Raw genomic sequence first — 18,184 nt, forward strand, 5'->3', positions numbered from 1 at the left:
CGGCATCCGTCATGCGGAAGAAGCCCGCGCGCTCTTCGAGGCGGCCCGCTTCGGACGCCAGCTGCTCGGCCGTCGCCGTCATCTGGTTGGCCGCGCCGGCATTGGCCTGCGTGACCTGATCCAGCTGCCCGATCGCCTGATTGATCTGCTCGATGCCGATCGACTGTTCGCGGCAGGCCGCTGAAATCTCGGAGACCAGCTCCGCCGTCTTTTTGATGTCCGGCACCAACTTCTCCAGACGCGAGCCGGCATCCTCGGCGACGATCAGCGTGCGGCTCGACAGGTCACCGATCTCGGTCGCCGCCGCCTGACTGCGCTCGGCGAGCTTGCGCACTTCCGAGGCGACGACCGCAAAGCCCTTGCCATGCTGCCCGGCGCGCGCCGCCTCGATGGCGGCGTTCAGCGCGAGCAGGTCCGTCTGACGGGCGATCTCCTGCACCACGGCGATCTTCTCGGCGATCTCGCGCATGGCCTGCGTCGACTGCGCCACCGCATCGCCTGTGGTGCCGGCATGTTCGGCGGCCTGGGCCGCGATCTTCTCGGTGGTGGACGCGTTGTCGGCGTTCTGGCGGATATTGGCGGTCATCTCCTCGATCGCCGCCGAGGCCTGTTCGGAGGCCGCAGCCTGTTCGGTCGAGCCCGACGACAGCTTCTCGGCGGTGGACGCCGAGCGGGCGGAGCCGGCCGCAACCAAGGACGACGAGGCGCGCACGCCCGAGACGATCTCGGAGAGCTTGACCGTCATGTCGCTCATGGCGCGCTGAAGGTCGGCCAGTTCGTCGCGGCCCTTCACCTCGATGCGCTGCGTCAGGTCGCCCGAGCCGATGCGCCGCGCCAGTTCAACCGCGCGCGACAGGCCGCGCGAGATCGACAGGCCGAGCCAGGCGGCCACGGCCAACCCAATCAGCACCGCGCCGCCGATCAGCGCGATCAGGAAGATTTTCGTTTCCGTGAAGGCCGTGTTGGCGCGCTGCACGAAGCCGCTGGCGATCTGATCCTCGACCTTCTTCTGCGCGAGAATGCGGGTCTCGAACTTCTCGGCCGCCGGCACGATCTGACTGTTGAACAGGTTGCGAGCGCGGCCCGTGTCATTGGCGATGCCACCAGAGACCCAGCCGTTCATCGCGTCCTTGAACTGGCCCCAGCGCTTTTCCAGCGAATTCAGCCGGCCTTGGAAGGACGGGTCGGCCGCCGACTTCAGCTGGTTGATATAGGCGCCGAACTGAGCCTGACGCGCGGTCAGAAGCTGCGACATCGCCTTCAGCTTGGCGTCGTCGGTCTCGATCAGCACCTGATTGGCCATCATGCGCATCTCGGGAAACCGGGCGCGCATGTCCGACAGCGTGTTGATCGAAATGGTCATCAGCGGCGTCTGCGGCCCTGCGCGGAAAGCGCTCTGGAGCTGCTGGAGGACATTGGTGATTTCGATGCCGATCGGCTCGGCCTTGCCCATGGCCTTGATCGCGTCGGTGCGGAAGGTCGTGGAGGCGAAGGGGCGCGCCTGCGCGAAGGCGGCGTCGAGTTCGCCGAGCAGTGTCTTCATATCGGCGGCGTCCCCGCGCATCGCCTCCGGCAGACCCGCGATATAATCCTGAAGCACGGTGTTCACCGTGCCCATCTTCTCGTCGAAGCGCGCGCCGATCGCCTTCTGCTCGTCGGCTTGCTGGCTGAGGATCAGGCTCTGGAAGTCGCTGCGCGCGGTGGCTTGGAGCGCATAAAGCTCGCCCAGGCGCTGAACCTGCCGAAAAGGCCCATCGGTGAAGGCCTCGGTCTGCTCGTTGGAGCGCCCGAGTTCGCCCAGCCCCACCGCGCCGGTGGCCGCCAACATCACCAGAACGACACCGAAACCCGCCGCGAGCTTGGTCCTGATACTCAATCTCACCGCTTCATCCCCCGATAAGACGCCGGGCGACAGATCCGTCGCCTTATTATTCCTGTTGCAGACGATCGTTCGCCTTTTCCCATTGCCAAGATATTGACGCCTCGGCTCCGCGCACGCCTTCGCTGGAATCGGGGTCAAGAAAGCATGAAGACGCGCCCGCCAAAATGCGCCGACACGCGGGCGCGCCGCGCGATCGGTCCGCTCTGCGCCGGCCATGGCGGCTTGCGGTCGGCGGGCCGGGCCGCTACGACCCGTCCGAACCAACTGCCGCACCGGCGGATTTCGAGCCCTGGGGGATCTCATGACCACGCGCAAGCTTCTTCTTCTGCCGGGCGACGGCATCGGACCGGAGGCGATGGCCGAGGTCGAGAAGCTCGTGACCCTTCTCAACGCGGAGCGCGCGGCGGGCTTCGAGACCGAGCGCGGCCTGGTCGGCGGCGCGGCCTATGACGCGTCGGGCGATCCGATTTCCGACGCCGACATGAACAGGGCCATGGCGGCGGACGCGGTGCTCTTCGGCGCGGTGGGCGGCCCGAAATGGGATAGCGTCCCTTACGAGAAGCGCCCCGAGGCGGGTCTCCTGCGCCTGCGCAAGGACATGTCGCTCTTTGCCAATCTGCGCCCCGCCATCTGCTATCCCGCGCTCGCCGAAGCCTCCTCGCTGAAGCGCGAGCTGGTGGACGGGCTCGACATTCTGATCGTGCGCGAGCTGACCGGCGGCGTCTATTTCGGCGCGCCGAAGGAAGTCGTGGATCTCGGCAACGGCCAGAAGCGCGGCATCGACACGCAGATCTACGACACCTACGAGATCGAGCGTATCGCGAAGGTCGCCTTCGAACTGGCGCGCACCCGGCGCGGCCGCGTCACCTCCATGGAAAAGCGCAACGTCATGAAGTCGGGCGTCCTGTGGAACCAGGTCGTCACCGAAACCCACAAGGGCTACAGCGACGTCACGCTCGACCACATGCTGGCGGACGCCGGCGGAATGCAGTTGGTGCGCGCGCCCAAGCAGTTCGACGTCATCGTGACCGACAATCTCTTCGGCGACATGCTGTCCGACATCGCGGCCATGCTGACGGGCTCGCTCGGCATGTTGCCCTCCGCCTCCTTGGGCGCGCCGGACGAGACGAGCGGCCAGCGCCGCGCCATGTACGAGCCCGTCCACGGCTCGGCCCCCGACATCGCGGGCCGTGGCATCGCCAACCCGATCGCCATGATCGCCTCCTTCGCGATGATGCTGCGCTATTCCTTCGCCATGGTGGACGAGGCCGACAAGCTGGAAGCGGCCATCGCCGAGGTTCTGGAGTCGGGCACGCGCACGGGCGACATCATGGCGCCGGGCTGCCGCGAGGTCGGAACGAGCGAGATGGGCGACGCGGTGCTCGACGCCTTCCGCCGCAAGCTCGCGGCCTGACGCTCTTCGTTTCCTGAAGAACAGACAAAACCGCCGCCCCGGTCTCCCGAGGCGGCGGTTTTCGTTTGAGGATTATGTTCGAGCGCGCCGATCAGTCGGCGAGATCGACGCCCTTCTTTTCGCGAACGAAGATGACGCCGATCACGACGGTCAGGAGCGCGAAGAAGACCGGGTACCAGAGACCCGCGAAGATATCGCCCGTGGAGGCGACGATCGCAAACGAGGTCGCAGGTAGCAAGCCGCCGAACCAGCCATTGCCGATATGGTAGGGCAAGGACATGGCGGTGTAGCGGATGCGCGTGGGGAAGAACTCCACCAGCGCGGCGGCGATCGGGCCGTAGACGATGGTCACGTAGATCACCATCACCGTCAGGATCGCGATGACCTTCAGGGCCTGAACCGAGGCGAGCGCCGAGAAGAAGCCGGTGATCTTGACCTTGGCGGGGTCGTTGGCGGCGGGATAGCCGGCCGCGACCATGGCGGGGCCGAGCGCTTCGGAGAAGCCCTTGGCGTCGGTGAAGGCGATCGGCGCGCCGCCATTGACGACGAGCTGCGGCGCGCTGCCGGCGGGCGCGTCCACCTGCGTATAGCGGAAGGCCTGCTGCGACATGGTGCGGCGCATGATGTCGCAGGGGCTAGTGAAGGTGCGGATGCCGACCGGATCGAACAGCGAGCCGCAGGTGGCGGGATCGGCCACGACTTCCGCCCGCACGGTCTGGATGGCGCTGGCATAGGTCGGGTTGGCCGCGTTGGTCAGCGCGCTGAAGAGCGGGAAATAGGTTGCTGCCGCGAGCAGGCAGCCGGCCAGGATCACCGGCTTGCGCCCGATCCGGTCCGACAGCGAGCCGAACACGAGGAAGAAGGGCGTGGCCACGATCAGCGCCCAGGCGATCAGGACGTTGGCCGTCAGAAGATCGATCTTCAGCACAGTCTGCAGGAAGAACAGCGCGTAGAACTGGCCGGTGTACCAGACCACGGCCTGACCGATCACGAGGCCGAACAGCGCGATCAGCACGATCTTGCCGTTGCGCCAGTTTCCGAAGGCTTCCGAGAGCGGCGCCTTGGACTGGGTGCCCTCTTCCTTCATCTTCTGGAAGATCGGCGATTCATGCATCTGAAGGCGGATATAGATCGAGATCAGAAGCAGGATGATCGACAGAAGGAAGGGAATGCGCCAGCCGCCCGTCAGCCCGAGAAACAGCGGCTGCGAACTCTGGAAGGCGTCTTCGCCCAGATTCAGGCGCAGCGTCACGATCACGAAGAGCGACAGGAGCAGGCCCATGGTCGCCGTGGTCTGAATCCAGGCGGTGTAGAAGCCGCGACGGTTGCGCGGCGAGTGCTCCGCGACATAGACGACCGCGCCGCCATATTCGCCGCCGAGCGCCAGGCCCTGCGCCATGCGCAGCGCCACGAGGATGATCGGCGCGGCAACGCCGATCTGGTCGTAGCCCGGCAAAAGGCCGACCGAGAACGTCGACAGGCCCATGATCAGGATCGTCAGAAGGAACGTGTATTTACGTCCGACGAGATCGCCGAGGCGCCCGAAGACCAGCGCGCCGAAGGGGCGCACGAGAAAGCCCGCCGCGAAGGTCAGAAGGGCGAAGATGGCCTGCGTGGCCGGCGGAAATTGCGAGAAGAACTGCCGCCCGATGATCGCGGCGAGCGTTCCGTAGAGATAGAAATCATACCATTCGAAGACGGTGCCGAGCGAGGAGGCGATGATCACCTTGCGCTCGCGCTTCGTCATGGGCTGGCGTTCCAGCGCCGGATCGGCGCTCCTGGAATAACTTGTCACGCGTTGTCCTCCCTGGCCGCATGAAGCGGCGGCGCCTCCCAGCGCTGGTCGCAAAGGCTAACGGATTTTTACGAAATAGGAAGTTACACCGCCCTTTTGCCGACACAATTCAGCTGCGATCACGTGACTGCTATCGTGTATGCTGGTCAGGAACCTCAAGAGCTTGGCCGCATTCTGCCTCCAACGAGACACATCAATCCTTGGAGACCGAACCCATGATCCGCAGCATCATCAAAGCCTTGTTCGTCGGCTGGGTCACGAAGAAGATCGCCGAGCGCAGCGCGCGCCGCTCCGCCACGCCGCAGCCGGTGGGCACGCCCTATCCCGATCGCCGCGTCTGATCCGGGCGCCTTGGCACGGATCAAAGCGTCGAAGTTTTAAAGCTCCAGGCCGGTCTCTCCTATGAGAGGCCGGCCTTTCCCTTAAGTCTCAGGCCGCGCGACCCCATTGCGGAAACGGGTCGGGCAGGGCGCGGAAGCGCGCGGCGTCGAACACGTCCGCCGGGCCGACGAGGCAGTCGTCCAGCGCCTCGCGAATCGCCGCCTCGTCCAGCCCCGCGCCGATGAAGACGAGTTCCTGCCGCCGGTCACCCCAGGGCGCGGACCAGTTGCGGCGCAGGAGATCCTGCCATTCCGGCACATCGGGCCAGCGCTCGCGCGGCACCGCCGCCCACCAGCGCCCGAGGCCCGAGACGCGCGCCACTGCACCTGCCAGCGAGAACTCGCCCACCCAGTCCGGCCGCGTCGCCAGCCAAAAATGGCCCTTGGCGCGGATGAGGCCCGGCCAGACCGCCTTGACGAACGCGTCGAAGCGCTGCGGGTCGAAGGGTCGGCGCGCGCGGTAGACGAAGCTCGTCACGCCGTATTCCTCGGTCTCGGGCTTGTGCGCCTCGGGCTGGTACAGTTCCTTGTACCAGAGCGGATGGGTCTGCGCGGTTTCCTCGTGGAAGAGGCCGGTGTCGAGCACCTCGCCCAGCGGCACGCGGCCGAAATCGGTCTCGACGAGGCGCGCGGTCGGGTTCAGCGCGGTAACAACCGAGCGCACCGCCTGAAGCGTCAGCTTGTCCACTTCGGACGCCTTGTTGATCACCACCACGTCGGCGAACTCGATCTGCTCCACCAGGAGATCCACCAGCGTGCGCTCGTCGCCCTCGCCCGCCGTCTCGCCCCGCTCGGAGAGAAGCACATGCGAGCCGTAGTCGCGCAGGAGGCTGGAGGCATCCACCACCGTCACCATCGTGTCGAGGCGCGCGCGGTCGGACAGGCTTTCGCCCGCCTCGTCGCGGAAGGAGAAGGTGGCGGCCACCGGAAGCGGCTCGGCGATGCCCGTGCCCTCGATCAGGAGATAGTCGAAGCGCCCTTCCTCGGTGAGGCGCCTTACCTCGGCCATCAGATCGCCGCGCAGCGTGCAGCAGATGCAACCGTTCGTCATCTCCACCAGCGTCTCGTCGGTGCGCGACAGATCGGCCCCACCCTCGCGCACGAGATCGGCGTCGATATTCACCTCGCTCATGTCGTTGACGATGACGGCGACGCGCCGCCCCTCGCGATTGTTGAGGATGTGGTTGAGCAGCGTCGTCTTGCCCGCGCCCAGAAAGCCGGACAGAACGGTGACGGGAAGCCTCGTGTCCTTCGGCGTCTCTTCACAGCGATAGCGGCCCATGCGGGTCTCCTCTGTAATGTTATAATATTACATAGACCCATTCCAAAGCGGACCGCAAGCGCGAAACCAGCTTCGTGCCTTTGCGGCGATTGACAGGGCGCGCGGGCTGGCGCATGAGAAGCGCCATGTCCGCGCTTCCGACCAAAACCACGATTACGCCCTGACCCTCGTTCCGCTCGCCCCCGGAACGGGGCTAGAAGCGCATGACGAGTTCTTGCAGGGGGCGGTGGAACAGGTCAGACCCATGGGTTACAAGGTTGCAGTGGTCGGCGCGACGGGCAATGTCGGCCGCGAAATGCTCAACATCCTGGACGAACGCGGCTTCCCGGCCGACGAAGTGGTGGCGCTCGCCTCCCGCCGCAGCCAGGGCACCGAGGTTTCGTTCGGCGACAAGACCCTGAAGGTCAAGGCGCTCGAGCTCTTCGACTTCTCCGACGTCGACATCTGCCTCATGTCCGCCGGCGGTTCGGTCGCCAAGGAATGGGCGCCCAAGATCGGCGCGCAGGGCTGCGTCGTGATCGATAATTCCTCGGCCTTCCGCTACGATGCCGACGTGCCGCTGATCGTGCCCGAAGTGAACGCCGACGCCGTGTCGGGCTTCACGCAGCGCTACATCATCGCCAATCCGAACTGCTCCACCGCGCAGCTCGTGGTGGCGCTGAAGCCCCTGCACGACAAGGCCAAGATCAAGCGCGTCGTCGTCTCGACCTACCAGTCCGTTTCGGGCGCGGGCAAGGAGGGCATGGACGAGCTGTTCGAGCAGAGCCGCGCCGTGTTCGTGGCCGATCCCGTGACCGCCAAGAAGTTCACCAAGCGCATCGCTTTCAACGTCATTCCCCATATCGACGTCTTCATGGAAGACGGCACGACCAAGGAAGAGTGGAAGGTCATGGCCGAGACCAAGAAGATGCTCGATCCGAAGATCAAGGTCACCTGCACGGCCGTGCGCGTGCCCGTCTTCATCGGCCATTCCGAGTCGGTCAACATCGAGTTCGAGAACCCGATCACCGCCGACGAGGCGCGCGAGATCCTGCGCGAGGCCCCCGGCTGCCTCGTGATCGACAAGCACGAGGACGGCGCCTATGCGACGCCGATCGACACGGCGGGCGAGGACGCGACCTATATCTCGCGTATCCGCGAAGACCAGACGCTAGAGAACGGCCTCAACATGTGGGTCGTGGCCGACAATCTGCGCAAGGGCGCGGCGCTGAACGCGATCCAGATCGCCGAGTTGCTCGTCAACCGCCGTCTGCTCGGCGCCAAGAAGGCCGCCTGAGCGCGCCAACTGCTCCGCTGACATAGAAAGGGCGGCGCCATCTCCGGCGCCGCCCTTTCTCGTTTGGCTTCGGTCTCTTGTCTCAGCGAGCGGCCATGGAAGCTGTCGCCGGGCTTGGCGTGGCGTCCGCCGCCGAATATTCGGCAAAGGCTTCGTCCATGGCGCGGGTCTTGTTGCCGAGCCATGGGAAATGGCCGAACATGAGCGACAGCTGATCGGCCGCTTCACCTGCGGCCTGTCCTTGCGAAAGCTCATAGATCGCGGAGGCGAGGCCCGTGCGATCGGCCCCTTGCAGGCAATGGATCAGAAGCGGCTTGGGCGCATCGCGCATGAGGGCTGCGAGATGGCGCATCGCGGCGAGGTCGGGCTTGTGGCGGGCCGACAGCGAGACGGAGATGTATTCGACGCCGTTGGCCTCAGCGACCGCCCGCTCCTCCTGCCACCAGGCCTCGCCCGGATGCTCCCCGCGCAGGTTGAGGATCGAGCGCACGCCCCGCGCCTGAATGGTGCTGGCGAGATCGGCCGGGCTCATCTGCGCGGCGCGGATCACGCCGCCGCCGACCTCATGCAGATTGCCGCCAAGCAAGGTGAGACCGAGCAGCGCCGGCACGGCGAGAGCGGACGCCCCGAGGCTCGCCAGAAGAAGACAGACGATTTTCCCGCCGACCGAACCCATGGCCCCTCGCGACCCAAACCTGCTGGAGGTTTGTTAGGGCCGCGAGGTGGAGACAGCGTCGAGGTTTCCATACGGTTTCGTATAGGAGCGAGGAATCAGCCCGCGAAACCGGAATTCACGAAGTCCAGAACCAGCTTCACGTTGAGGACGATGATCAGCGTCGCGATCGCGCCGGCAATGGCGAGCAGCCAGATCGGGGCCCGGAAATTCCCCATCTTGCTGCGGTCGCGCGACATGAGCACCAGCGGCACCACGGCGAAGGGCAGCTGGAGCGACAGGACGACCTGACTGAAGATCAGGAGCTGGCCGGCGCTTTGTTCGCCATAGGCGATGATGATGCCGGCCGCCGGCAGAATGGCGAGGCCGCGCGTGATGAGGCGACGCACGACCGGGCTGATGCGAAGGCGCAGGAAGCCCTCCATCACGATCTGGCCGGCCAGCGTCGCCGTCACCGTCGAGGACAGGCCCGAGGCCAGCAGCGCGACGGCGAAGAGCACCGGGGCGATGGCCGCGCCCAGAAGTGGCGTCAGCAGCGAATGGGCCTGCTCCAGATCCTCGACGCTGCCATGGCCGGACGCGTGGAAGGCGGCGGCAGCGAGGATGAGAATGGACGCGTTGACGACCAGCGCGATGCCGAGCGCGAGGGTCGAGTCGATCGTGGCGAAACGGATCGCCTCGCGCTTGCCCGCCTCGTCCTCGCGGTAGGCGCGCGTCTGCACGATGCCGGTGTGCAGATAGAGATTGTGCGGCATCACGGTCGCGCCCAGAATGCCGAGCGCGAGATAGAGCTGACGCTCGTCGGTCACGATCGAGGCCGAGGGCAGAAAGCCGGCGAAGATCGCCGCGATCGAGGGCTGGGCCAGAAGCAGCTGGCCGACAAAGCAGAGCGCGATCACCAGGATCATGGTCGCGACGAAGGCTTCGACATAGCGAAAGCCCCGCGACTGCAGCCAGAGAATGACGAAGACGTCGAAGGCTGTGACGATGACGCCCCATTCGAGCGGCAGGCCGAACAGGAGTTTCAGCGCGATGGCCGTGCCGATGACTTCGGCAAGATCCGTCGCGACGATGGCGAGTTCGGCCAGAATCCAGAGGCCGACCGAGACCGGCTTGGGATAGGCATCGCGGCAGGCCTGAGCGAGATCGCGGCCCGTGGCGATGGCGAGCCGCGCGCAAAGCGCCTGAAGCACGATCGCCATGAGAGAGGACAGAAGCACCGCGAAGAGCAGCGTGTAGCCGAACTCCGAGCCACCCGCGAGCGAGGTCGCCCAATTGCCGGGGTCCATATAGCCGACGGCCACGAGATAGCCGGGGCCCAGAAAAGCGAGGAAGCGCCGGAACAGCGTCCCGCCGTCTCCGACCCCCACGCTGCGGAACGACTGGTGCAGCGAGCCCTCCCCGCGCTCCCGCGCAAAGCCTTGTTGATCGGGCGGGTTGGCGAAGGAAGGGGCGATCTCGGCCTCGGCCTGACGCGACGACATGCGGGAACCATCCTTTGCGGGCTGCGAGCGAGAGGAAAGCTAGGAGCAATCCGCCAACCCGTCAATGCAATTGCAAATGATTTGCAAGAAAAGACCATTGCGTCGCGTTGGATGAGGCGCAGCCTCGGGACACGCTGTTCGAAGGCGGCCGGGGTGTGCGTGGCGGGTGGCGATCCGGCGAGACGAGAGACCTGCGAGCCGCGAGCCGCGAGCCGCGAGCCGCGAGCGTCGTAGCCCACTTCGACAACACGCGCCGCTCACGAACTCAGGCGCTGACTTGGACGCTCGAGCCGCAGGAGCAATCCATCGATTCCGGTATGCGTCCGCTCGGCTCAACGCGGTGCGATCCCGAGATTTTGAAGCGCCCCCTGACTCACCAACCCCATCCCGAGAGAGGCGAGGTCTGCTGCGGTGCTCGGCCTTCCAGACGTCAGGGGCGACGGCCCCCCATGAGGTTTCCCTTCCGCCTCCTTGGACGCGCCGACAGGCGCTCGGATGGAAAGCGGGCAAGCTGCACGGAGCCGGAAACGCAGGCCCTGCGGCATGAGCGATAGAGCGGCTCGACCAACGCCACCGAGTCGGTCCTGTCGGACGCATCCAAGTCCTGCCCGGAAGCGTCTCGCGCACCGTGCCATTTGCGGGTAGAGAGCCTTGCATGAGCACGGCGAGCCAAGCCCACGACTATGAGAAGCTGCTGCGCGAAGCGGGTGTGCGCATCACACGGCCGCGGCGCACGATCCTGCGCATCCTTAGCGAAGGCGGCGACCATCCGGACGCGCTGGAGATTTTCCGGCGGGCCTCGGCCATCGACCCTTCCATCTCCCTGTCGACCGTTTATCGCACCATGCGGCTTCTGGAAGACAAGGGCGCGATCCATCGCCATGCCTTCGCCAACGGCCCCTCCCGCTTCGAGCAGGCCGACAGCGACCATCACGACCATCTGATCGACATGGACACGGGGGCGGTGATCGAATTTCGCTCCGACCGGATCGAAGCGCTGCAGGACGAGATCGCGCGTGAACTCGGCTACGAGATCGTCTTTCACCGGCTCGAACTCTACGGACGCAAGCGACGCGGCTAAGTCTCACGCGCCATGAGAAAGCCCGCCGCATCGGCGGCGGGCTCCCGTTTCACAGGCGCGGGATCAGACCAGCTTGGCGTCCAGCGAAACCTCGATGGCGCCGAGCGCCTTCGAGATCGGGCAGCCTTCCTTGGCCTGATTGGCGAGCTTCTGGAACGCCGCGTCGTCGATGCCCGGCACCTTGGCTTCCAGCGTGATGGCGCTCGACTTCACCTCGAAGCCGCTATCGGCCTGCTCGACGCTGACCACGGCGCGCGCCTTCAGCTCGTCGGCGGGCGTGCCGTTCTCGGCCAGGAAATGCGACAGCTGCATGGCGAAGCAGCCGGCATGGGCGGCGGCCAGAAGCTCTTCCGGGTTGGTGCCCGACTTGCCGGATTCGTCTTCGAACCGAGCCTTGAACGAATAGCCGTGCTGGCTGAGAGCGCCCGACTGGGTGGTCAGGTTTCCCGTGCCGGTTCCGAGCGCACCGTTCCAGACGGCGGTTGCATGGCGCTTCATGCGGATCTCCTCGTTTCGGCGGACGATCGTCGTCCTGTCCCTTGATCGAATGCGGCCGCATGATACGTCCGCATTTCATCCCGCGATGTTCTGGGGCGCGACCGGCCGGTTTCCAGCGCGGCAACCTTTCATTTACGCCGAAGCGGCCAGATAGTTGAAACAGCCATGGGTGGCCCGCGCGTCGCCCCCGTCGTCCGGCTGCAAGGAAAGACGCTCGGCATGAACGCCCCTGTTCTGATCTCGGCGACCTCGGACCTTCTGGCCCTGAAGACGCAATGGCTGCGGCGGCTGGAGGTGGAGCGGCAGGCCTCGCCTCAGACGATCGACGCCTACGAGCGCGACGTGCGCCAGTTCCTCACCTTCTTCGCCGGCTACCAAGGCCGCCCCGCCGCTCCGGCCGATCTTGCCGACCTGAAGCCTGCCGAGTTCCGCGCCTTTCTGGCGGAGCGTCGGCGCGACGGCGCGGGCGCTCGCTCGCTCGGGCGTCATCTTTCGGGCGTGCGCTCCTTTATCCGCCATCTGGAGCGCGAAGGGCTGGCGTCCGGCGCGGGCGCGGCCTCCATGCGCGCACCCAAGCGGCCGAAATCCCTGCCCCGCCCCTTGAGCGTGCCGGACGCCCTGGCCGTGACCGAGGAAGCAGGCGCGGGCGCGAGCGAGCCCTGGATCGCGGCCCGCAATGTCGCGGTGCTGACACTGCTCTATGGCTGCGGACTTCGCATCTCGGAAGCGCTGAACCTGCCGGGAGACGCGCTGGCCGATCCGAGCGCGCGCTCCATGACCATCACCGGCAAAGGCAACAAGCAACGCCTCGTACCCCTTCTGCCGGCCGTGCTGGAGGCCGTGGCCGCCTATCGGCGTCTGTGCCCCTACCAGCTCGCGGCCGATGGCCCCTTGTTTCGCGGCGCGCGCGGCGGGCAGCTCGCCCCCGGCATCATCCAGCGCGAGATGCAGCGGCTGCGCGGCTATCTCGGCCTGCCGGATTCGGCAACGCCCCACGCGCTGCGCCATTCCTTCGCCACGCATCTTCTGGCCAAGGGCGGAGACCTGCGCGCCATCCAGGACCTGCTCGGCCATGCCTCGCTGTCCTCGACGCAGGTCTATACTGGCATCGAAGGCGGGCGGCTTCTCCAGATCTATGACGACGCCCATCCGCGCGCGCGGCGCGGCGCGGCTTGACCCTCCCTCCCCTTCCCCGTTCGGGATCGCCCATGTTCGCTCTTGCCTCGCCTCGTCCGCTCCTGCGCCGCAGTGGCGCCCTGGTCGCCTTCGCGCTTCTTGCGTTCCCGGCTCAGGCCGAGACCTCCACCTGCGCCCAAGGAACCAGCGCGCTGCCAGCGCTGGAGCAAAGCGGCAAGCTGGCCGAGGCGGAGCGGGAGGCCGCCGAGGTGCCGAATGGCGAAGGCCGCTTCTACCGCGTCGAGCGGGCAGGCGTGGCACCCTCGTTCCTCTATGGCACGATGCATCTTTCCGATCCGCGCGTTCTGACCCTGCCGCCAAAGGCGCGCGCCGCCTTCGAGGCCGCGTCGGGCATGGTGGTGGAAACCACCGACGCGCTGGATCAGGCGGTCATGGCCAAGGTGCTGCTCTCGCGCCCAGACCTGACCACCCTGCCGGCGGGCCAAACGCTGGACACGCTGGTGCCGGCGGATGAAATGGCCCGCCTTCAGCCCGAGCTGGAAGCGCGCGCCATGCCGCTCGCCGCCATTCGCACGCTCCAGCCCTGGTTCCTCGCCACGCAGCTTCTGGTCGCCCCGTGCGAGATGGAGCGCATGAAGAGCGGCGCGCAGGTTCTCGATCTGGCGCTCGCCGGCGAGGCGCGCGAGGCCGGCAAGCCGCTGATGGGCCTCGAAAGCGCCGCCGAGCAGCTGGAGGCGCTCGCCTCCCTGCCGCTCGATCTCCAAGTCGACAATCTCGTGGCGACGCTGAACCTCGTGGACCGGCTGCCCGATCTCTTCGAAACCATGACCGAGCTCTATCTCAGCGATCGCATCTCGTTGATCGAGTCCGCGACCTCGGCCCTTGCCCCGAGCGGCACGGACGATGCTCGCTCCATCGAGGTGACGCAGCGCTTCGATGAGGCGGTCGTGCACAAGCGCAACGCCGTGATGTCGGAGCGGCTGGGTCCGCTTCTTCAGCGCGGCGGCCTGTTCGTGGCCGTCGGGGCGCTGCATCTGCCGGGCGAGACCGGCTTGGTCGAAAGCCTCCGGCGCGCCGGCTGGAGCGTGACGCGCATTCCCTGACGAAAGACGCGCGGAGCCGGCGACATTGGCGCCGAAGCATCGTCTGCCTCAGTCCGACAGCGGGCCGGGCTTTGCCAGTCCTCTTCGCGGCGGTCGCCGCTCTCTGCGCGGGCGCAGGGAACCTCGGACCGGCCCCCGCTCGTTTCCTCCGCAAATCGATCAGCGGGAGATGCTTCCATGCGCCGACTTCTTTTTGCCCTTCTGGCTCTGCCGCTCGCGGGCTGCGTTCCGACTGCGCCGCCCATCGGCCTCGCCCCCGCCTCCTACCGCCCGCCAGTGCGCCCCGGCTGCGAGAACTATGCCGATCAGACGGCGCGCAACGCCTATGAGAACCTGACGGACCACGAGGATTCGATCGGCGTCGATCTCCTGAACCGCCAAAACGCCGAGGATGCGGGACGGCGAGCCTATGCGCGCTGCCGGGCGGGGCGACTGAACTGACAAAGCCTTCCCCCGAGCGAAAGAGACCAAGCCCCCCCGCGCTGAGGCCGGAGCCATCGACCCTCGCTCTCAAGGCGCATCGTGAGGTCTGTGGAGCAAGGTCGCGGCAGCGGAGCCTTCTGAGTGAGGCTCCCACGATCTAGAGAACCGCCTATCGAGGGAGAGCCGCGCCGCCGACGCTCAGCACCCGGCGAATGGCTTGGAAGCCCACGAAGCCGATCAGGCGTGTTGCCGAGCCTCTGTGCGCTCGGGCAAACGCTTTGCCCCGCTCAGAGCGGCATTGTGCAGGCGGCGAAGATCCTGCGCGGTCGGGGCTTGTTGCGTTGCGATCGGCTCGAACTCGACGCGGTTCCGCCCGTTGGCCTTGGCGCGATAAAGGGCGTGATCGGCGCGATCGAGGACGACGCGGCTGTTTTCAGGCCCGACAGCCAAGGTTCCACCGATGCTGATCGTCACCCTCTCGCCATCCCGGCCAAGATGGCGGATGTCGAGCGCCAGAACCGCCTGGCGGAAGGCCTCCAACCGCGGCATCATCTCTTCGCCTTCCACAAGCGGAAAGAGGACCGCAAACTCCTCCCCGCCATACCGTGCCACGAAAGCGGTGCCCGCCGCCTTGCGCAGGCTGGTGGCGATGCGACGAAGACATTCGTCGCCCGACAAATGGCCGGCCGTATCGTTCAGCGCCTTGAAGTAATCGACATCCAGGAGAGCCACGCAGACAGGCTGGCACGGGAGCGCTCGCGCGAGATGCTCCATCAGGCAGGTGTCGAACGCACGGCGGTTGGCGATGCCCGTCAGCGAGTCGACCTTGGCGAGCCGCTCCAACGATGCCAGCTGAGAAATCCGTTGCTGATGGAGCAATCGGCTCCGATAGCGCAGAAGAAAAGCCTCTCGCCGAAGGGCCGAAACCTCCCCGTTCACATGATCGCTGACCATACGCAGGACCATGGCGACACCGATGAAGACGGCGGCCCGGCCGAACGGGAGCAGTGCGAAGCCACCACAGGCAATCACCAGAACGAGGCCCGCAGTCGCGCGGCGTATCCAGGCCTTGGGAAAAGGCGCGCCGATGGAAATCGCGAGCGTTGCGAGGGGGCCAAGAAGCGTATTCGGCGTCACAGCGCTCTGTGTCCAGAGCGGCAACAATATCAGCTTCATCTGGAGGAAGGCCGTGCCCAGCGTCAAAACACCGACCGCAGCCAGCAACCATTTCCGGCGGGTCAACAGGCTGGCTGGAAAGGCCAGCAATGCCAGAAACACCATCGCTATGACGGCGTATGTATGGATGGGCGTGGCCCAGCCGGCCGGCGTCATGGCCAGACCGAACGCCCAGATGCCGTGGGCGCTTCCCCAGAGTCGGAGCCAGGATCCGATCCGCTTGGGGCGTTCCCGGTCCTCTTGTTCCCGAAACGTCTGTTCCAGCGCTGAAGGGAAAGGCGAGCCGTCGATGCCGCGTGCGAGTTCCGTTTCGACCAGTGCGAGCGAATCTTGCGAGGCGACATCGTCTGTCCGCGGGTCGCCGTGAGGGGAGGCCTGCTTGGCCGCCCCTCGGGTGCCCAAAAGATAAACGGCTGCAAGGCTCATCGAACGACCCGACCGGGGACACGGCCCATGCCTCCCCATGATCGCGCCAGATTGAAGGCCAGCACCTTACGCTACGTTAAAGGTTCCCGCGGTCATGCGTCTCACGTGAAACATGATGAATATCATCTTAACCGCGTCGTCCGATTGCGAGCCACCGAACGTGCGAACCGGAACCTGGAAGCGTGAAGATCGGGGCGCCCATTAAAATCGGGGCACAACCCTGCGGATCAGCCCGCCGGGTTGTGCCCCGATTCTGGGTCTTACATGTGGATCGGCTTGGCGAAGGCCGCGAAAGCGGCCTCGCGCACGGCTTCCGACATGGTCGGATGCGCGTGGCAGGTGCGGGCCAGATCCTCCGACGAGCCGCCGAACTCCATCAGCACGGCCGCTTCCGCGATCATCTCGCCGGCGCCATGGCCGACGATATGCGCGCCCAGAACCCGGTCGGTCTTGGCATCGGCCAGAACCTTCACGAACCCATCCGTGTGCAGCATGGCGCGGGCGCGGCCGTTGGCCGAGAAGGGGAACTTGCCGACCTTGTAGGCGACACCGTTCTTCTTCAGCTCTTCTTCGGTCTGCCCGACGGAGGCGACCTCGGGCGAGGTGTAGACCACCGAGGGGATCACGGCGTAGTTCACGTGACCCTTCTGGCCAGCGAGGATTTCGGCGAGCGCGATGCCCTCGTCCTCGGCCTTGTGCGCCAGCATCGGACCCTTCACCACGTCGCCGATGGCGTAGATGCCCTCGACATTGGTGCGGTAATGCGCGTCGATCTCGACCCGGCCCGCCTTGTCCAGCGAGACGCCGGCGTCCTGGAGGCCGAGACCGTCCGTGTAGGGCTTGCGGCCGGTCGCGATCAGAACGACCTCGGCTTCCAGCGTCTCGGCCGCGCCGCCCTGCGCCGGCTCGAAGGTCACGCTCGCGCCGGCCGAGCTCTTGGCGACGGCGGTGACGCGCGCGCCGAGCTTGAAATGGAAGCCCTGCTTGACGAGGAGCTTCTGGAACTGGGTCGAGACGTCGGCGTCCATGGGGCCGAGAATCTTGTCGAGATATTCCACCACCGTGACGCGCGCGCCCAGGCGCGACCACACCGAGCCGAGTTCGAGGCCGATGACGCCGCCGCCGACCACCACCATCGTGGCCGGCACTTTCTTCAGCGCGATCGCATCGTCCGAGGAGACGATCGTGTCCCGGTCGAAAGCCACGTCGAGGCCGGGAATGCCGGCGACGGACGAGCCGGTCGCAATGCAGATCGCCTTGGTCTTGAGCGTGCGCTTGGCGCCGTCCTCGGCCGTCACCTCGACCTCGCCGGCCTTGACGATGCGGCCCGCGCCCGTGACGCCGGTGATCTTGTTCTTCTTGAACAGGAAGGCGACGCCGTCCGTGTTGGCGCGCACGGTCTTGTCCTTGTGCGCCAGCATGGTCGGCAGGTCCAGCTCCGGCGTCACCTTGACGCCGAGATCGGCAAAGCCGTGGCTGGCTTCCGCGAACATCTCGGAGGCGTGCAGGAGCGCCTTGGACGGGATGCAGCCGACATTGAGGCAGGTGCCGCCATAGGTGGCCCGCTTTTCCACCACAGCCACCTTCAGCCCGAGCTGGGCGGCCTTCACGGCGCAGACATAGCCGCCGGGGCCGGAGCCGATGACGACGAGATCGAAGGTTTCAGACGTGTCGGACATGGGTTGATCGTCTTTTCGTTTGTCAGAGGAAGCGAATGAGCATGAGGAGAAGCCCGATCACCGAGATCAGCCAGGCGAGGCTGCGGATATAGGGAACCCCGAAGAGGTAGAGCGGGATGTAGACGAGGCGGGCGACGAACCACACGAGAGCCCCGGTCGCGCCGATCCCCCCGGTGCGTCCCGAGACGGCCAGCGCGAGAGCCAGCGCAATAAAGGCCGGCCACGTTTCCTGAAAGTTGCGCAGCGCGCGGTCGGCTCGGCCGGCATAGGTTCCGAGGGGCTTGGCCTGCCCGTCGCGCGGACCGGCATTCCACTCTCGGCCCCGCTCGCGTGTCACGAGCTGGCCCTGAAGGCCGACATGAATGAAGAGGATGATGACGGACCAGCCGAGAAGGGCGAGTTCCAGAGACAAGGGCGTGTTCATATCCAAGAAGGCTCCGCACTCGGGCGCGTCATGCGCCGCTTGTCTCCTGAG

At 66.2% G+C, this 18,184-nt stretch carries 16 protein-coding genes; 7 read left to right on the forward strand and 9 right to left on the reverse strand.

The genetic code is table 11. The features are described from left to right. Positions 1 to 1,876 (reverse strand): HAMP domain-containing methyl-accepting chemotaxis protein (locus NS365_RS20405; RefSeq protein WP_058602139.1); only part of this gene is annotated, 1,876 nt, incomplete at its 3' end. Positions 1,877 to 2,183: 307 nt separating this feature from the next. Here NS365_RS20405 and leuB point away from each other — a divergent pair. Continuing rightward, positions 2,184 to 3,296, forward strand: coding sequence for a 3-isopropylmalate dehydrogenase (gene leuB, locus NS365_RS20410; RefSeq protein ID WP_058602140.1), 1,113 nt, complete (start codon positions 2,184 to 2,186; stop codon positions 3,294 to 3,296). A gap of 91 nt (positions 3,297 to 3,387) precedes the next feature. On the opposite strand, the gene NS365_RS20415 is transcribed toward leuB, so the two are convergent. Further along, complete coding sequence (locus NS365_RS20415; protein ID WP_058602141.1) at positions 3,388 to 5,043, reverse strand: MFS transporter; 1,656 nt, start codon at positions 5,041 to 5,043, stop codon at positions 3,388 to 3,390. A gap of 263 nt (positions 5,044 to 5,306) precedes the next feature. Here NS365_RS20415 and NS365_RS25240 point away from each other — a divergent pair, with 263 nt between their 5' ends. Further along, positions 5,307 to 5,432: a hypothetical protein gene (locus NS365_RS25240; protein ID WP_275477493.1), complete on the forward strand. Its 126-nt coding sequence runs from the start codon at positions 5,307 to 5,309 to the stop codon at positions 5,430 to 5,432. Between the two features lie 88 nt (positions 5,433 to 5,520). Here the strand turns inward: NS365_RS25240 and NS365_RS20420 are convergent, their stop codons facing one another. Further along, positions 5,521 to 6,753 (reverse strand): GTP-binding protein, encoded by a 1,233-nt coding sequence (locus NS365_RS20420; protein ID WP_058602142.1) that lies wholly within the window; start codon positions 6,751 to 6,753, stop codon positions 5,521 to 5,523. Between the two features lie 244 nt (positions 6,754 to 6,997). Here NS365_RS20420 and NS365_RS20425 point away from each other — a divergent pair, with 244 nt between their 5' ends. After that, entirely contained in the window at positions 6,998 to 8,029 is a 1,032-nt protein-coding gene (locus tag NS365_RS20425) for an aspartate-semialdehyde dehydrogenase (protein ID WP_058602143.1), read from the forward strand. Positions 8,030 to 8,111: 82 nt separating this feature from the next. On the opposite strand, the gene NS365_RS20430 is transcribed toward NS365_RS20425, so the two are convergent. Further along, on the reverse strand, positions 8,112 to 8,705 hold the full coding sequence (locus tag NS365_RS20430) for a fused DSP-PTPase phosphatase/NAD kinase-like protein (RefSeq protein ID WP_058602144.1): 594 nt from the start codon (positions 8,703 to 8,705) through the stop codon (positions 8,112 to 8,114). Between the two features lie 95 nt (positions 8,706 to 8,800). Next, positions 8,801 to 10,186: an Nramp family divalent metal transporter gene (locus NS365_RS20435; protein ID WP_082684746.1), complete on the reverse strand. Its 1,386-nt coding sequence runs from the start codon at positions 10,184 to 10,186 to the stop codon at positions 8,801 to 8,803. Positions 10,187 to 10,841: 655 nt separating this feature from the next. On the opposite strand from NS365_RS20435, the gene NS365_RS20440 reads away from it, so the two are divergent. Continuing rightward, the gene (locus NS365_RS20440; protein WP_058602145.1) at positions 10,842 to 11,267 is read left to right on the forward strand and encodes a Fur family transcriptional regulator; all 426 of its coding nucleotides are present in this window, start codon (positions 10,842 to 10,844) and stop codon (positions 11,265 to 11,267) included. A 63-nt stretch (positions 11,268 to 11,330) separates the two neighbouring features. On the opposite strand, the gene NS365_RS20445 is transcribed toward NS365_RS20440, so the two are convergent. Continuing rightward, entirely contained in the window at positions 11,331 to 11,765 is a 435-nt protein-coding gene (locus NS365_RS20445; protein WP_058602146.1) for an OsmC family protein, read from the reverse strand. A 219-nt stretch (positions 11,766 to 11,984) separates the two neighbouring features. Between NS365_RS20445 and NS365_RS20450 the strand changes: the two genes are divergently transcribed. The 3 genes from NS365_RS20450 to NS365_RS20460 all read left to right on the forward strand — a co-directional run bounded on the left by NS365_RS20450 (position 11,985) and on the right by NS365_RS20460 (position 14,446). Next, complete coding sequence (locus NS365_RS20450) at positions 11,985 to 12,941, forward strand: tyrosine recombinase XerC (RefSeq protein ID WP_058602173.1); 957 nt, start codon at positions 11,985 to 11,987, stop codon at positions 12,939 to 12,941. Between the two features lie 32 nt (positions 12,942 to 12,973). Continuing rightward, entirely contained in the window at positions 12,974 to 14,005 is a 1,032-nt protein-coding gene (locus NS365_RS20455; RefSeq protein ID WP_058602147.1) for a TraB/GumN family protein, read from the forward strand. A gap of 177 nt (positions 14,006 to 14,182) precedes the next feature. Further along, positions 14,183 to 14,446, forward strand: a complete 264-nt coding sequence (locus NS365_RS20460; RefSeq protein WP_058602148.1) for a hypothetical protein — start codon at positions 14,183 to 14,185, stop codon at positions 14,444 to 14,446. Positions 14,447 to 14,665: 219 nt separating this feature from the next. Here NS365_RS20460 and NS365_RS20465 read toward each other — a convergent pair whose 3' ends face one another. From NS365_RS20465 to NS365_RS20475, 3 genes are all read right to left on the reverse strand, one after another. Then, positions 14,666 to 15,760, reverse strand: a complete 1,095-nt coding sequence (locus NS365_RS20465; protein WP_193753495.1) for a GGDEF domain-containing protein — start codon at positions 15,758 to 15,760, stop codon at positions 14,666 to 14,668. A 530-nt stretch (positions 15,761 to 16,290) separates the two neighbouring features. Beyond that, positions 16,291 to 17,709 (reverse strand): dihydrolipoyl dehydrogenase, encoded by a 1,419-nt coding sequence (gene lpdA, locus NS365_RS20470; RefSeq protein ID WP_058602150.1) that lies wholly within the window; start codon positions 17,707 to 17,709, stop codon positions 16,291 to 16,293. 22 nt (positions 17,710 to 17,731) lie between these two features. Then, positions 17,732 to 18,133, reverse strand: coding sequence for an MAPEG family protein (locus NS365_RS20475; protein ID WP_058602151.1), 402 nt, complete (start codon positions 18,131 to 18,133; stop codon positions 17,732 to 17,734). Between the last annotated feature and the right edge of the window lie 51 nt (positions 18,134 to 18,184).

The sequence above is a fragment of the Aureimonas ureilytica genome (assembly GCF_001475935.1).
GTDB classification, from domain to species: Bacteria; Pseudomonadota; Alphaproteobacteria; order Rhizobiales; family Rhizobiaceae; genus Aureimonas; species Aureimonas ureilytica_A.